General features: G+C 70.5%; 14 protein-coding genes. 6 read left to right on the top strand and 8 right to left on the bottom strand.

Annotated features, from left to right (window positions below; translation table 11 throughout):
* Positions 1-40: 40 nt before the first annotated feature.
* The 5 genes from rlmB to IO29_RS15575 form a co-directional block, all read right to left on the bottom strand.
* Positions 41-982: a 23S rRNA (guanosine(2251)-2'-O)-methyltransferase RlmB gene (gene rlmB / locus IO29_RS15595; protein ID WP_030380058.1), complete on the bottom strand. Its 942-nt coding sequence runs from the start codon at positions 980-982 to the stop codon at positions 41-43.
* A 173-nt stretch (positions 983-1,155) separates the two neighbouring features.
* Entirely contained in the window at positions 1,156-2,556 is a 1,401-nt protein-coding gene (cysS, locus tag IO29_RS15590; protein ID WP_030380057.1) for a cysteine--tRNA ligase, read from the bottom strand.
* Positions 2,557-2,993: 437 nt separating this feature from the next.
* Positions 2,994-3,536 carry a 2-C-methyl-D-erythritol 2,4-cyclodiphosphate synthase gene (gene ispF / locus IO29_RS15585; protein WP_420705379.1) on the bottom strand — a complete coding sequence of 181 codons (543 nt, stop codon included), beginning with the start codon at positions 3,534-3,536 and terminating at the stop codon, positions 2,994-2,996.
* 28 nt (positions 3,537-3,564) lie between these two features.
* The gene (gene ispD / locus IO29_RS15580; protein WP_037817916.1) at positions 3,565-4,269 is read right to left on the bottom strand and encodes a 2-C-methyl-D-erythritol 4-phosphate cytidylyltransferase; all 705 of its coding nucleotides are present in this window, start codon (positions 4,267-4,269) and stop codon (positions 3,565-3,567) included.
* 620 nt (positions 4,270-4,889) lie between these two features.
* Positions 4,890-5,372: a CarD family transcriptional regulator gene (locus tag IO29_RS15575; RefSeq protein WP_003953493.1), complete on the bottom strand. Its 483-nt coding sequence runs from the start codon at positions 5,370-5,372 to the stop codon at positions 4,890-4,892.
* 761 nt (positions 5,373-6,133) lie between these two features.
* Here IO29_RS15575 and IO29_RS15570 point away from each other — a divergent pair.
* Positions 6,134-6,814: a copper chaperone PCu(A)C domain-containing protein gene (locus IO29_RS15570; protein WP_030380054.1), complete on the top strand. Its 681-nt coding sequence runs from the start codon at positions 6,134-6,136 to the stop codon at positions 6,812-6,814.
* A 147-nt stretch (positions 6,815-6,961) separates the two neighbouring features.
* Here IO29_RS15570 and IO29_RS15565 read toward each other — a convergent pair whose 3' ends face one another.
* Together IO29_RS15565 and IO29_RS15560 are read right to left on the bottom strand one after the other, a co-directional pair.
* Positions 6,962-7,642, bottom strand: a complete 681-nt coding sequence (locus IO29_RS15565) for a two-component system response regulator PhoP (RefSeq protein ID WP_007382946.1) — start codon at positions 7,640-7,642, stop codon at positions 6,962-6,964.
* Positions 7,639-9,006, bottom strand: a complete 1,368-nt coding sequence (locus IO29_RS15560) for a sensor histidine kinase (protein WP_030380053.1) — start codon at positions 9,004-9,006, stop codon at positions 7,639-7,641. The genes IO29_RS15565 and IO29_RS15560 overlap by 4 nt, the downstream gene beginning before the upstream one ends.
* A gap of 198 nt (positions 9,007-9,204) precedes the next feature.
* Between IO29_RS15560 and phoU the strand changes: the two genes are divergently transcribed.
* Together phoU and IO29_RS38945 are read left to right on the top strand one after the other, a co-directional pair.
* Positions 9,205-9,894 (top strand): phosphate signaling complex protein PhoU, encoded by a 690-nt coding sequence (phoU, locus tag IO29_RS15555; protein WP_030993958.1) that lies wholly within the window; start codon positions 9,205-9,207, stop codon positions 9,892-9,894.
* A gap of 277 nt (positions 9,895-10,171) precedes the next feature.
* Complete coding sequence (locus IO29_RS38945) at positions 10,172-10,324, top strand: hypothetical protein (RefSeq protein ID WP_199806882.1); 153 nt, start codon at positions 10,172-10,174, stop codon at positions 10,322-10,324.
* A gap of 185 nt (positions 10,325-10,509) precedes the next feature.
* On the opposite strand, the gene IO29_RS15550 is transcribed toward IO29_RS38945, so the two are convergent.
* The gene (locus IO29_RS15550; protein WP_234307530.1) at positions 10,510-11,904 is read right to left on the bottom strand and encodes an MDR family MFS transporter; all 1,395 of its coding nucleotides are present in this window, start codon (positions 11,902-11,904) and stop codon (positions 10,510-10,512) included.
* Between the two features lie 196 nt (positions 11,905-12,100).
* Between IO29_RS15550 and IO29_RS15545 the strand changes: the two genes are divergently transcribed.
* From IO29_RS15545 to IO29_RS38530, 3 genes are all read left to right on the top strand, one after another.
* Positions 12,101-12,862 (top strand): phosphoglyceromutase, encoded by a 762-nt coding sequence (locus IO29_RS15545; RefSeq protein ID WP_030380050.1) that lies wholly within the window; start codon positions 12,101-12,103, stop codon positions 12,860-12,862.
* Positions 12,863-13,959: 1,097 nt separating this feature from the next.
* Positions 13,960-14,229 carry a hypothetical protein gene (locus IO29_RS15540; RefSeq protein ID WP_106969829.1) on the top strand — a complete coding sequence of 90 codons (270 nt, stop codon included), beginning with the start codon at positions 13,960-13,962 and terminating at the stop codon, positions 14,227-14,229.
* Positions 14,230-14,506: 277 nt separating this feature from the next.
* Complete coding sequence (locus IO29_RS38530; RefSeq protein ID WP_158709341.1) at positions 14,507-15,112, top strand: hypothetical protein; 606 nt, start codon at positions 14,507-14,509, stop codon at positions 15,110-15,112.
* Positions 15,113-15,276: the final 164 nt, after the last annotated feature.

Here is a 15,276-nt window from a genome sequence, read left to right as displayed (position 1 = left end):
CCCCGATCAGGCGACGGGGCGAACGGGCATTCGGGGGCGCTCAGGCCCGGCGGCGCGCCGTCTCGTACAGCACGATCCCCGCCGCGACACCGGCGTTGAGGGATTCCGCGCCGCCCGGCATCGGGATGCGCACCCGCACGTCACAGGTCTCGCCGACCAGCCGCGACAGGCCCTTGCCCTCGCTGCCGACGACGATGACCACCGGCCCGTCGAGCACCGCCAGGTCGCCCAGCGTGGCCTCCCCGTCGGCGGCCAGCCCCACGACCGTGATCCCGGCCTTCTTGTACGTCTCCAGGGCGCGCGTCAGGTTGGTGGCGCGCGCGACCGGCGTACGGGCGGCCGTACCGGCGGACGTCTTCCAGGCGCCCGCCGTCATGCCCGCCGCGCGCCGCTCGGGCACGACCACGCCGTGCCCGCCGAAGGCGGAGACGGAGCGGACCACGGCGCCCAGGTTGCGCGGGTCGGTGACGCCGTCGAGCGCCACGATCAGCGGGTCCTCGCCCGCGTCGTGGGCGGCCCCGACGAGGTCCTCGGGGTGCGCGTACTCGTAGGGCGGCACCTGGAGGACGAGGCCCTGGTGGTTGAGCCCGTTCGTCATCCGGTCGAGCTCGGGGCGGGGCGCCTCCATGAGGTTGATGCCGCCGCGCTCGGCCGCGAGCTGGAGCGCCTCGCGCACCCGCTCGTCGTTGTCGATGAACTGCTGCACGTACAGCGTGTTGGCGGGCACGCCCTCGCGCAGCGCCTCGACGACCGGGTTGCGGCCGACGACCAGCTCGGAGGCGGACTTGCCGCCGCGGCCCCGGGGCGCCGGGCGGCGCGTGGTCTGCCTCGCCTTGGCGGTGGCGACGCGGTTCTTCTTGTGGCCCTTGCGCATCTCGGCGGGCGGGGTCGGACCCTTGCCCTCCAGGCCCTTGCGCCGCTGGCCGCCACTGCCGACCTGCGCGCCCTTCTTGCCGGACATGCGGCGGTTGTTGGCTGCCATGACCTGCCTGTCTGTTCGTGAGTGGGTGAGTGAGGAGGGAGTGCTTCTTGAAGTTCGTACGTCTGTGCAGTGTGCCGCCCGGAGGCCCGGACGGCACAATCGATCTTGCGGAAGGCGGACAGCCCCCCGCGTGCGCCGGCGCACGCCCGGAGGCTCACGCCGACGCCGCGCTCCTAGCGCGGGCCGAGGGTCCAGCGCGGTCCCTGCGGGCCGTCCTCGACGACCAGTCCGGACTGGCCCAGCTGGTCGCGGAGGGCGTCCGCCGTGCCCCAGTCCTTGCGGGCGCGGGCCGCCTCGCGCTGGTCGAGGACCATACGGACGAGGGTGTCGACGACGCCGTGCAGGTCGTCGCCCTCACCGCCCGCACCGGCCCACTGCTCGTCCAGCGGGTCGAGGCCGAGCACGCCGAGCATGGCGCGCACCTCGGCGAGGCGGGCGACGGCGGCCTCCTTGTCGTCGGCGGCCAGCGCGCTGTTGCCCTGGCGGACCGTGGTGTGCACGACGGCGAGCGCCTGCGGGACGCCCAGGTCGTCGTCCATCGCCTCGGCGAACGCCGGCGGCACCTCGGCGGACGGCTCGACGACGCCCCCCGCCAGCTCCACCACGCGCTGCGCGAAGCCCTCGATCCGCGCGAACGCCGACTCGGCCTCGCGCAGCGACTCCTCGCTGTACTCGATCATCGAACGGTAGTGCGGGGTGCCGAGGTAGTAGCGGAGCACGATCGGACGCCAGCGCTTGACCATCTCGGCGACGAGCACCGAGTTGCCGAGCGACTTGGACATCTTCTCGCCGCTCATCGTCACCCAGGCGTTGTGCAGCCAGTACCGGGCGAACTCGTCGCCGTATGCCTTGGCCTGGGCGATCTCGTTCTCGTGGTGCGGGAAGATCAGGTCGAGGCCGCCGCCGTGGATGTCGAACGCGGAGCCGAGGTACTTGTGCGCCATCGCCGAGCACTCCAGGTGCCAGCCGGGGCGGCCGTGGCCCCACGGCGTCTCCCACGTCGGCTCGCCGGGCTTGGCCGCCTTCCACATCGCGAAGTCGCGCGGGTCCCGCTTGCCGGTCTCGCCGCTGCCCGAGGGCTGCTGGAGGTTGTCCAGCTCCTGGTTGGACAGCTGGAGATAGCCGGGGAAGGAGCGGACGTCGAAGTAGACGTTGCCGTCGGCCTCGTAGGCGTGCCCGCGCTCGATGAGCGTGCGCATCATCTCGACCATCTCGGTGACGTGGCCGGTCGCGCGCGGCTCGTACGTGGGCGGCAGGCAGCCGAGGGCGGCGTAGCCGTCGTTGAAGGCGCGCTCGTTCTCGTAGCCGATGGCCCACCAGGGGCGGCCCTGGTCGGCGGACTTGGCGATGATCTTGTCGTCGATGTCCGTGACGTTGCGGATGAACGTCACGTCGTACCCGCGGTACGCGAACCACCGGCGCAGGATGTCGAAGTTGAGCCCGGAGCGGATGTGCCCGATGTGCGGGGCGGCCTGCACGGTGGCACCGCACAGGTAGATCGAGACACAACCCGGTGTGAGCGGGACGAAGTCACGGATCTGCCGGGCGCTGGTGTCGTACAGACGAATGGTCACCCCACCAGGGTAGTGGCCCCAGGCCAGTGCCTCAGGACCGTTCCGCCCAAGCTGTGCGTTTTCGTGACCGAGGACGCCCCGAGCAAGGGGCGCGGAGCTGTGTCTGCTGCGCGGCTCCGCCGCGGGGGCGCGAGAAGCCACCGTGCCGCGTTAGGGGCGCGGGGCTGTGTCTTTTGCGCGGCTCCGCCGCGAGGGGCGCGAGCACTCACCGTGCCCCGTAAGGGGCGCGGGGCTGTGTCTTTTGCGCGGCTCCGCCGCGAGGGGCGCGAGCACTCACCGTGCCCCGTAAGGGGCGCGGGGAACTGCGCGACCAGCCCCCACCCACCCGCACTAGCCACCCAACCCCACCCACCCGAGCTCCCCCCGGGATCCAAGGGGCGGAGCCCCTTGAAGGGATGGGACGGGTAGGGGCGGCGGGGGCGAAAGACACCCCCCGCTCATCCCACCCGCGCCACCAACGCCGTGGCCACCGCCATCAGCCCCTCCCCCCGCCCGGGAAACCCGAGCCCGTCCGTCGTCGCCCCGGACACACTCACCGGCGCCCCCACCACCTCACCCAGCACCCGCTGGGCCTCCTCCCGCCGCTTCCCCACCTTCGGCCGCTCCCCCACGACCTGCACCGCCACGTTCCCGATCACGAACCCCGCCGCCCGCACGATGCGCGCCGCCTCCGCCAGCAGCGTCACCCCGGACGCCCCGGCCCACTCGGGCCGCCCCGTCCCGAAGTGCTGCCCGAGGTCACCGAGCCCCGCCGCCGAGAACAGCGCGTTGCACGCCGCGTGCGCGACGACGTCCGCGTCGGAGTGCCCGGCCAGCCCCGGCCCGGCCCCCTCCCACTTCAGCCCGGCGCACCACAGCTCGCGCCCCTCCTCGAAGGCGTGGATGTCGGTCCCGATCCCGACCTGCGGCAGCACGACACCCGGCACGCCCTGCGAACCCTGCGCATCCGGCACACCCTGCACACCCTGTGCGCCCGGCACGCCCTGCGCTCCTCCCGTCGCAGCCGTCTCAGAACCCATCGTTGAGCCTCCTCCGGGCGAGGACCGCCTCCGCGAGGACGAGGTCCAGCGGCCGTGTCACCTTGAACGCCTCCTCGTGCCCGGGCACCACCACGACCGTGAGCCCGAGCCGTTCGACCATGCTCGCGTCGTCGGTGACCTCACCGGTCACCGTCTCGTGCGCCCGCACCAGCGTCGCCCGGTCGAACCCCTGCGGCGTCTGCACGGCACGCAGCCGTGCCCGCTCGGGCGTGGCGACGACGGGCTCGGGCGCCCCCGGCACGCTCGCCGGCTCCACCTGCTTGACCGTGTCGGCGAGCGGCAGCGCCGGTACGACGGCGGGGGCGCCGTCCCGTACGGCCTCGATCACGGCGTCGACCGTGTCCACGGGCACCAGCGGCCGGGCCGCGTCGTGCACCAGGACGATGTCGTGCCCGGGCGGCAGCGCGGCCAGACCGCGCCGGACCGACTCCTGCCGGCTCTCCCCGCCGGGGACGACGACGAAGTCCGTGCGCTCGGGCAGGGCGTGCGCGTCCAGCAGCGCCCTGACCTCGGGGGCCCCGTCGGGCGGGGCGACCACGACGACGAGCTGGACGGCGCGGGAGGCCGCCATCGCCCGTACGGCGTGGATGAGCATGGGCGTGCCGCTCAGCGCGCGAAGCGCCTTGGGGGCGCCCGGGCCGAGCCGTACGCCGCGCCCGGCGGCCGGGATCACCGCGGCCACGCGGGGCGCGGGCCGGCCGGAGCCCGGCGTCTGCGGAGCGGCGGGATCGGGCCTTCGCGCATCGGCGGAATCGGCCGTCTGCGAGGCGGGTTCGGGCGCGTGCGGGGCGGCGCCTGAGGGCGAGGGGCGCGGATCGTCGGACATCGGTTCCTGTCAGGTTTGTGTGCTCCGCCGGGGTGGGTATGGCCCTGGGGAGTGCCGGGTGCGCGCCTCGACCGGACCCTTCCGTGACATCCGGTCGAGCGGGCTGCCCGCCCGGCACGCTCAGTATCGGGGGCGAAGCACCTCTCCCGAAGCACCGGGGTCCGGGACCACCCCCGACGGCGTAGGACGCCGGCGTCGGACGACTGCGCAGGACATGCGAACACCTGCGCATGAGTACGCGCCGCACGGGTACGCACAGGGCAGCGAGGCGGACAACAGGGCAGGCAGGCGCGGTGGGCCCGGATACGCACATGCCGCAGCGCCCGGCGACAGCTGTTGCGTCATCGGGCACCGCGGCATCTCACATGTACGGTCCGCCGGGCCGTTCGTCCCGCCTCGGTGGCGGCACGGGTGTGCGTTGTTGCGTCAGGACGCGGCGGGCGTCGGGACGCGAGGACCGGGCGTCGTCAGGACGCGAGGACCTCGTCGAGCAGGGCTTCGGCCTTGTCCTCGTTGGTGTTCTCCGCGAGGGCGAGCTCACTGACCAGGATCTGCCGGGCCTTGGCGAGCATGCGCTTCTCACCTGCGGAGAGTCCGCGCTCACGCTCGCGGCGCCACAGGTCGCGCACCACTTCGGCGACCTTGATGACATCGCCGGAGGCGAGCTTCTCCAGATTTGCCTTGTAACGACGCGACCAGTTAGTGGGCTCCTCGGCGTACGGCGCGCGCAGCACCTCGAAGACCCGGTCCAGTCCGTCCTGACCGACCACATCACGCACGCCGACGAACTCCGCATTGTCCGCTGGCACACGCACCGTCAGGTCGCCCTGGGCGACCTTGAGCACCAAGTAGGTCTTGTCCACGCCTTTGATCTGGCGAGTTTCGATAGCCTCGATCAGCGCGGCCCCGTGATGGGGATAGACCACGGTGTCGCCAACCTTGAACGTCATGTGACAGGTACCCCTTCCGTGGCTATCCAGGGTAACACGGAAACGACGTCTTCTGAATGGCGTTTTCGCAGGTCAGGGCATATCTCGGGGCTTGACAAGCGCAACAGGAACGTGCTGCGGGGGTCGAGCGGTACGAGGTATTCGCAGGTCGGAGCGGCTGTGCGGGCAGGGCGAAACACGCGCGTCACACCCCCTGGAAGCCGGTGACCAGCAGGGAAACGTCCGCAAATGTCCGTCTCCAGGTGATCGACATTCGCTACTCCGTTCGGTGATGCGGAGCCGGATACGAGACGAATCCGGAATTGATCAAGACAGACCGAACGGGTGATCACGGGGCGATCAAGTCGCGCTCAAGTCGCACTCATGGAGTACGGCACGGAGTACAGCACGGAGTACGGCGGCTTCCGCCGGCCGTGTTACGGAAATGGCGTGGTGCATAGCGCCGGTTAAGTGGGGCGGGAGTGGTTCTCGGGACTTTTGTGAATGCGCGACGGGCGCGGTGTCGGCGTGGCTCCGACACGACGCCGGGGCGGCTCCCGTACGACGCCGGGCGCACCCGGGAACGGCTGCGGGGCGGCGGCCGTGGCGCCGTGCCGCCGTGGCGTGCCGCAGGGCTTCCCGGGCGGTGTCGGGTGCGCAGGGGCGGGTCGGGTGCGACCCCTCGGGAGGCGCTCGGTAACCTAAGGCCGCTGACAGATGCTTAGGGCGGCTTTATTCAGGCAGCCGTCCGTTCCGCCCACGTTCAAGGAGTTGCCGCCGCCGTGAGCAGCAGCCTTCGACGCGGCTCTCTCGCCGCCGCCGCCATCGCGTTCTCGCTCGCCTCACTCGCCGCGTGCGGTGCCGGCAACGACGCCCAGACGCTCGAGGTCAAGCCGGACAACGCGGCGACCACCGTCGGTTCCATCAAGGTGCAGAACGCGCTGGTCATCACTCAGCCCGACCCGAAGGCCACCGGTCCGGCCGTGGTCTCCGCGACCGTTTTCAACACGGCCGGCAGCGCCCAGACGCTGGACTCCATCTCGATCGACGGCGGGCCGTCCGCCGAGCTCTCGCCCGCCAAGGGCAAGGGCAAGATCACCGTTCCGGCGCACGGGTCGGTGGTTCTCGGGGGCGAGGGGAACGCCGCGGCGGTGCTCAGCAGTGGGCGCGAGGCCGTGCGGGACGGGGACGCGCAGAAGGTGACGTTCTCGTTCAGCGAGACGGGTGACGTGAGCCTGAAGGCGTTCGTCGTGCCGGCGGAGAGCTACTTCAGCAAGTGGGGGCCGAGCGACATTCCCGCGACGCCGAGTGGGACGTCGTCAGCGTCGGCGTCGTCCTCCGCGTCCTCTTCGGCGGAGGGGGCGTCGGGGTCGACGCCTAAGACGCCGAAGACGCCGAAGAACTCGTCCTCGGCGTCCTCTTCGGCATCTTCTTCAGCGTCGTCGAGCGCGTCGGCGCAGTAGGACGGGCGAGACAGCGGCGGGGCGGCTGGGGCGGTTTTCTCGCCCCAGCCGCCCCTTCCCGATCCCGCCCCCGGGAGCAAGCCCCCGGGCCCGTAAAAGACGCGCGGTTCCCCGCGCCCCTCATGCGAGGGCGCGGGCGACCGCGGCCTACGGCTCGAACTTGTAGCCGAGACCTCGGACCGTTACCAGGTACCTCGGTGCGCCCGGGTCCGGTTCGATCTTGGCGCGGAGGCGCTTGACGTGGACGTCGAGCGTCTTCGTGTCGCCGACGTAGTCCGCGCCCCACACCCGGTCGATGAGCTGCATGCGCGTGAGTACGCGGCCCGCGTTGCGCAGGAGCATCTCCAGGAGGTCGAACTCCTTGAGCGGCAGGTCGACCTTGGAGCCGGAGACCGTGACCACGTGGCGGTCGACGTCCATGCGCACCGGGCCGGCCTCCAGCGCGGCCGGGGTGACCTCCTCCGGCTCCCCGCGGCGCCGCAGCACCGCGCGGATGCGCGCGACCAGCTCGCGCGAGGAGAACGGCTTGGTGACGTAGTCGTCGGCGCCTATCTCCAGGCCGACCACCTTGTCGATCTCGCTGTCCTTGGCGGTCACCATGATCACGGGGACGTTGGAACGCCCGCGCAGCTGACGGCAGACCTCGGTGCCGGGCAGCCCCGGCAGCATCAGGTCGAGCAGGACGAGGTCGGCGCCGTTGCGCTCGAACTCGTCCAGGCCGTCGGGCCCGGTGGCCGCGATGGCGACCTCGAAGCCTTCCTTGCGGAGCATGTAGGAAAGGGCGTCGGAGAAGGACTCCTCGTCCTCGACGACGAGCACTCGGGTCACGGAAGGACCTCCGGGGCGGTGAGCGGTGCGTACGGGGATGGTGCGATGGACCGTCGGGCCTCTCCGTCGAGGCCGCGGAGGTCGTCGAGACGATCGTCGGCGCCGGCGTCGACGCTGTCGCCGGCCCCGTCGATCTCGTCGGTCTCGATCTCGGAATTGCCGGATGTGCCGGATATACCGGATGTGCCGGTGGGTGGCTGCGCGCGGTCACGGGTCGTGCCCGCCTGCGGAAGCCGGAGGGTGAAGGTGGAGCCCTGTCCCTCGGAGCTCCACACCGTGACCTCCCCGCCGTGCGAGGCGGCCACGTGCTTGACGATCGCGAGGCCCAGGCCGGTGCCCCCGGTGGCCCGGGAACGGGCCGGGTCGACGCGGTAGAAGCGCTCGAACACGCGCTCCTTGTCCTTCTCGGAGATACCGATGCCCTGGTCGGTGACGGCGATCTCGATGAGGTCGCCGCCGGGCGCGTTCACCCGGCGTGCGGCGATCCCGACGCGCGTCCGGGCGGGCGAGTAGTTGACGGCGTTCTCGACGAGGTTGCCGAGGGCGGCGGCGAGCTGGCCGCGGTGGCCCCAGACCCGGAGGTCTGCGGTACCGCCGGCGGCCATGGTGATCTGCTTGGTGCCGGCGGCGTGCCGGCAGCGGTCCATGGCCTCGGCGACGAGTTCGTCGACGCGGACCGGCTCGGCGTCCTCCAGGGGGTCGTCGTTCTGGACCCGGGAGAGGTCGATGAGTTCCTGGACCAGGTTGGTCAGCCGGGTGGCCTCGACCTGCATGCGGCCGGCGAACCGCTCCACCGCCTCCGGGTCGTCCCGGGCGTCCAGGACGGCCTCGGAGAGGAGGGAGAGCGCGCCGACGGGGGTCTTGAGCTCGTGGCTGACATTGGCGACGAAGTCGCGCCGTACCGCCTCGATGCGCCGGGCCTCGGTGAGGTCCTCGACCAGGAGCAGCACCAGCCGCGAGCCGAGCGGCGCCACGCGGGCGGAGACGGCGAGGGCCTCCCCGCGTCCGCCGCCGCGCCGGGCGAGGTCCAGTTCGACCTGCCGTATCTCCCCGTCCCGCCGGGTGTCGCGGGCCATCTGGAGCATCGGCTCCACGGCCAGCTTGCCGCCCCGGACGAGCCCGAGGGCGTACGCGGCGGAGCTGGCCTTGACGACGGTGTCGGCCTCGTCGAGGACGACCGCCGAGGAGCGGAGCACGGAGAGCACGGTGTCCACGCCGGGCGGGAGCACGGGATCGGTGTGCAGGGAGGTGCGGGTGGGGCGTGCCTGGTCGCGTTCGCTCCAGCGGAACGCCAGCATGGCGATGACGCCGGTGAGCACTCCGGCGATCGCTGCCGCTGCGGCGACCGCCGCGTTCACGTCCATGCGACCAGGTTAGGCACGGGATCGGCTCTGACCACAGCCATCCGGGTGCGACCTCGAACACTCGTCGCCCAGCGTTCACCTTGGCGCCAGTGCTGATTCACCTGGGATGCCGGAAACGGACGCGTACGGCCCGGAACGTGGGAGCGTGGGGGTCGCCGGGCTCCGGAGCCCCGCCGGCCGAAACGAGAGGGAGACCTGATGCGGGACGCGTACCACGAGGAACTGGACTCGATCGGCGAGGGCCTGGTCGACATGGCCCGGCTCGTCGGGTCGGCGATCGGGCGCGCCACGACGGCGATCCTCGACTCCGACCTGAAGCTGGCCGAGAGCGTGATCGAGGCCGACAAGAAGGTCGACGACCTCCAGCACGAGCTGGAGGCGCGGGCGATAACGCTGCTGGCCCGGCAGCAGCCGGTGGCGACGGACCTGCGGATCGTCGTGACCTCGCTGCGGATGTCGGCGGACCTGGAGCGCTCCGGCGACCTCGCCCAGCACGTGGCGAAGCTGGCGCGGCTGCGCTTCCCCGAGCGCGCGGTCCCGCACGACCTGCACGCGACGATCCTGGAGATGGGCCAGCTCGCGCAGCGCCTGATGGCGAAGGCGGCGGAGGTCATCATCACCAAGGACGTCGATCTGGCGATGCAGCTGGAGCAGGACGACGACGACATGGACCTGCTGCACCGCACGCTCTTCCAGCACCTGATGGACGACCGCTGGAGGCACGGCATCGAGACGGCGGTCGACGTGACGCTGCTCGGCCGCTACTACGAGCGGTTCGCGGACCATGCGGTGTCGGTCGCGAAGCGGGTGGTGTACCTGGTGACGGGTGAGCACGCGGACGAGATCGCGGCGGACATCCAGCCGGTGACGGGGGTGGAGGGGGCCTGAGGTGCCTTCGGGGGCTGCGCGGCCCCCGGTTCCTTCCTTCGGGTCCGTCAGGCCCCCCGGGTTCGGGGGGCCTGACGCTCGGTCCGTCACGTCCGTCGGGTCCGTCGGGTCCGTCGGGGAGGCGTGCGCGGGGGGCGCGCGGCGGGTGCGGAGGTGCTCGAACGCCTCCGTGCGCCGTTGATGCGCCCGACGGACGGGGCATGCACTGGGCAGGAGCGCGGGCACCGGCCCGTCGCCGCCACCGCGCCACCGCGGCAACGAGGAGGGACCGAGACCCATGGCCGAATCCCCCAGCACGCCCGACCCCACGCAGGAGCGCGAGACCCAGACGCCGGCCGAGGTCATCGGCCTCCCGCTGATAGCCGCCTGCGGCTGCGGCAGCGGGTGCGGGTGCGGGTGCCAGTCCGGGGCGCCGTGCCAGTGCGGCTGAGGGGGCCGGAGCGGTACGCCGCGGCGGTGCGGTAGACCGCTGCCGGCGGCCGGAGGCTTGGGGCGCCGACGCGGACCCGTGCCCGCGGGTCAGCGTGCCTGCGGGTCAGCGTGCCTGCGGGTCACCGTGCCCGCGGGTCACCGTGCCCGCGGGTCACCGTGCCCGCGGGTCACCGTGCCCGCGGGTCAGGCCCGGGTGCGTCGCGGCTCGTCGCGCCCCGTGGCGGAGCCCTCGTCGGTCACCGCGACCACGCTCGTCGCCTCCGTCACCGTGCCGGTATCCGTCGCCTCCGTCACGGTGCCGGCACCCGTCGCCTCCGTCACTGTGCCGATATCCGTCGCCTCCGTCACGGTGTCGATTCTCGTACTCGCCGGCTCCTCCGCCGGAAGGCGCCGCATCAGCGCGCCGTAGCCGAGAGCCGCGGCCGTGCCCACCGCCGCGCACAGCCCCCACAGCCACCGCGCGCCGAGGTGGTCGATGACGAACCCGGCCATCAGGGGTGCGACGAGCGCGGCCACGGACCAGGACAGGGTGTACACGCCCTGGTACCGCCCGCGCCCGTGGGCGGGCGACAGCCGGACGACGAGGCCCGTCTGCGTGGGCGCGTTGATCATCTCGCCCAGCGTCCAGACGCAGACGGTGAGCGCGAAGACGCCCACCGACCCGGCGAAGGCGGTGAGCCCGAACCCGTACCCCGCGAGGAGGGAGGAGACGACGAGCAGCCTGCGGGGATCCCGGTGGACGAGGAACCGGGTCACGGGGATTTGCAGGGCGACGATGAGCACGCCGTTGACGGCGATCGCCAGGCCGTAGTCGGCGGGCGAGAACCCGGCCGCGCCCATGGCCACCGGCAGGCCGACGAACCCCTGCTGGAAGACGAGGGCGACGAGGAACGACAGCCCGACGACGCCCATGTACCGCCGGTCGCGCAGCACGCTCCCGAGGCCGACGGCGTCGCTCTTGGCCGTGGTGCCGTCGGCCGGCGCGGGCCGTGACTCGGGCAGCTTGAGGAAGACGACGATCGCGCAGGCCATCGTCATCGTCGCCTCGATCAGGAACCCGGCGAGATAGCTGAACTCGGCGATGAACCCGGCACCGGCCGAGGAGACGGCGAACCCTAGGTTGATCGCCCAGTAGTTGAGGGAGAACGCCCGCACCCGGTCCTCGGGCCGCACGATGTCGGCCATCATCGCCTGCACGGCGGGCCGGGAGGCGTTGCTGGCCATGCCGACCAGGAAAGCGACGGCGGCGATGGCGACGGGGTCGCGCATGAAGCCGAGCAGCGCGACGGACAGCGCGGTGGAGGACTGCGCGATGAGCAGCGTGGGGCGCCGCCCCAGCCGGTCGGTCATCACCCCGGCGCCGAGCGAGGAGACGACGCCGCCGAGCCCGTACAGCGCGGCGACGAGTCCGGCGTACGAGGCGGAGTAGCCGCGGTCGACGGTGAGGTAGAGCGCCATGAAGGTGGCGACGAAGGCGCCGAGCCGGTTGATCAGCGTGCTGGTCCACAGCCACCAGAAGGCGCGCGGCATACCCGAGACGGTCTCGCGCGCGGCGCGACCCAGACCGGCGACTGACATCGGCTCCCCCACGAACGTATGTATGGACGACGGCGTGGGCAGCGACAGCGAGGTAAGCGCCGAACCCAACGAGCACACCTTACGCAGGCCGACCGAGCCGAGCCACCGAAATAAGAATCACCCACGAGCCGCCCCCGGCGTCCACGTGCCGACCACCGCACGCACCCCTCCAGGGGCGTCCATTACGCTCACAGGCATGGCCGACGCACCGTACAAGCTGATCCTGCTCCGCCACGGCGAGAGCGAGTGGAACGCGAAGAACCTGTTCACCGGCTGGGTGGACGTCAACCTCAACGACAAGGGCGAGAAGGAGGCGGTCCGCGGCGGTGAGCTGCTCAAGGACGCCGGCCTGCTGCCCGACGTGGTCCACACGTCCGTCCAGAAGCGCGCGATCCGCACGGCGCAGCTCGCCCTGGAGGCCGCCGACCGCCACTGGATCCCGGTGCACCGCTCCTGGCGCCTGAACGAGCGTCACTACGGCGCTTTGCAGGGCAAGGACAAGGCGCAGACGCTCGCGGAGTTCGGCGAGGAGCAGTTCATGCTGTGGCGCCGCTCCTACGACACCCCGCCGCCCCCGCTCGACCGCGACGCCGAGTACTCCCAGTTCTCCGACGCCCGCTATGCCATGCTCCCGCCGGAGCTGCGCCCGCGCACGGAGTGCCTGAAGGACGTCGTCGCCCGCATGCTCCCGTACTGGTTCGACTCGGTCGTCCCCGACCTCCTGACCGGCCGCACGGTCCTGATCGCCGCCCACGGCAACAGCCTGCGCGCCCTGGTCAAGCACCTGGACAACATCTCGGACGCCGACATCGCCGGCCTCAACATCCCGACGGGCATCCCCCTCACCTACGACCTCGACCCCGAGTTCAAGCCCCTCAACCCCGGCGGCACCTACCTCGACCCCGAGGCCGCCGCAGCAGCCATCGAGGCGGTCAAGAACCAGGGCAAGAAGAAGTAAGCCCGCACGAACAAGCCCCCTGCCTGCGGGTTCTCCGCGAGCAGGGGGCTTGTTGCTGCCTCTGGGCCGTCTCTGGGCCGTCAGGTGCCGGACAACTCAGGGCCGCCCGTTCAGCAGGATCGTGACCGCCGAGGTCTCCACACGGATGATGCGCCAGGCGCACTGCTACCTACTCGCCTAGGCATGCTGCGTGATGCAAACCCGGATGGACGACACCAGGGGCCAGGAGTGACCTACCTGCCATTCGCAGACCGCCAAGACGCCCAACTACCGGCATGCGCATACGCCTTCAGCTCTCATTCGACCGACTGAGTTACAACTTTCTCTACTGGTCCAAGGCGACTCGCTCCGCTCCCCGCGCGCGGCCCGACCCCCGGCCGGGCCTGCGCTCCTGTCTCCGCCCCGCTCCAGCCCGGCCGGCGCCCGGGCCGCGGGGCAACGGACAGATAGCACCGAAGCCGTGAGTTGATCAACCGAGAGCCCGGCCACCGGTCAGAGCATGCCTCCGGCGGGGGCGCTCAGGCTCCGAGATGGAGGGGGGTGCCGCTGGCGAGTGCCGGTCGAGTGTGGCGGGCGCGGGGAGCTCCCATCCCACCTGCCTGCCATCGACCCAGGCGAAGCCGAGCAGACGCGGGCCCAGGGGCGTCAAGGTCGTTCGTACAGTGGCGCGCTCCACCTTGACGCCCCTGAACCACGCACGCACCACATGCCTGTGGGATGACGGCAGACGGGATGGGAGCTGGGGTGGGTAGCGGTAGAGGCAGGAATCGGCCATCGCTCGGTTGTCAGTGCCGCCCGATACAATCGGTGGTTTGACCTCTGCTCGCTCCAGACCACAAGATGTTGTGGCTAGAGCCCCCTCAACACCCCACAACTAGTGGTTTGAGTGCGGGCGCCGGTTGCTCACTTCCGGCCAGTGGTGCTCTAATGGACCGTCAGGACAACGAAGAAAGCCCCACACCGGGGCTCAATCGAGGTTGGGCCGCCCGGTATAGGGCCTTCAGATGCGTTGCTAGGCGCCTGGGGACCATATAACGAGGCGCGAGGCATTCCAAGCCCCGCACCCCTGGCATGCCCACCTCAGAGAGAGGTGTGTAGTGATCCAGATGATCTCGTACGACCTTAAGAGGCCGGGACAGGACTACACGACGCTGATCAAGGAGATCAAGTCGCTGGGTTCTTCCTGGTGTCACGCGCTCCAGTCCACTTGGCTGGTCGACACCCTGAAGTCGGCCGAGCAGGTACGCGCCGCACTGAAGGGCCACATGGACACCAACGACCTCATCTTGGTCGTGGACATCACGCGTGACGACTACTCCGGCTACCTCGACCAGGAGATCGTGGACTGGCTCCGTACCCACATGTAGGCGCCGCACCCTAGCCGTGCCCGATCTACGGGGGATCCCGGTACACACCGGGCCACTCCGGGGCAGGGAACACGGAACGGCTCCTGAGCAATCTTAACTGGCCAGGAGCCGTTCGGCTGTTCTCAGCGCGGAGGCGGTGGCATTTGACTTGACGGTCATGTTGCCACGACGACGGTTCTCAAAATCGTTCGTCAGCTTCGCTATCGGGAGCGAAGTTTGCCTGCGAAGCGGCAAAGGAACCTGGCACGACCAGCTACACCCTGAGACTGGAGTAGTCATGAGAGCACAAGAGTCTCGTATCTCTGTATCTCTTGGAGATGACCTGGGGCGGTACCCGGACGAAGTCTGGGAGCTCGAACTTAATCATCTCGACATGTTCGTCGAAGAGGTCATCGACGAACTGAACACTGTGATTTGGGCAGAAGAGCGCGATGTGCCTTTGCACAGCACAGTGTCAGCACGTACCGGCGTACACAACTGGGGGGCGTCAGGATCCTTCTCCGAAGTGATCATGCAGGTCACTACGGGGACGGCCGGGGGCATCGGAGCGACAGCCATTGCCGCCGCCATCAAGGTCGTCTTTGAGAAACTTAAGAGTCGTGCAGAGCAGAGGGTTTGGCAGATTCGAAGTCTTGAGGAGGCCGAGCAGTTGGCTCGGTCGGGACTGCACAGGCACTACCAAGTGGCGGTCGAGAAGCTGACTCTCGTGCAGTCCGCTATCGATGCTGAGTCTCATCGATATGACCTTGAGTTCGCGCACGAGGATGGACGGAAATTCGGAGCTGTTGTCGGCGCCCTTGAGACGACGCCATCGTGCCTTCGCCTGTGGGCGGACGGCCCGATCACGCGCCCAGCACCAGAGCCGCCAGCGTCGGGGAGCTGATCGCGCCAAATCCACGCCAGATCAGTCGGGAAACGGCGGGAACGAGGGCGTCTTCGTCGGTGCTTAGAGCTCGTAACACGATCTTGGTGAAACGTGCTGGTTGGCCGTGACCGGTGTGAAGATTCGGCCGTTCGTGATGGTGTGAGTACTCGGCCGTGGATCGT

The organism is Streptomyces sp. NRRL F-6676, assembly GCF_000725625.1.
Lineage (GTDB): Bacteria > Actinomycetota > Actinomycetes > Streptomycetales > Streptomycetaceae > Streptomyces.
This window is presented reverse-complemented; position numbering and strand designations above follow the sequence as displayed.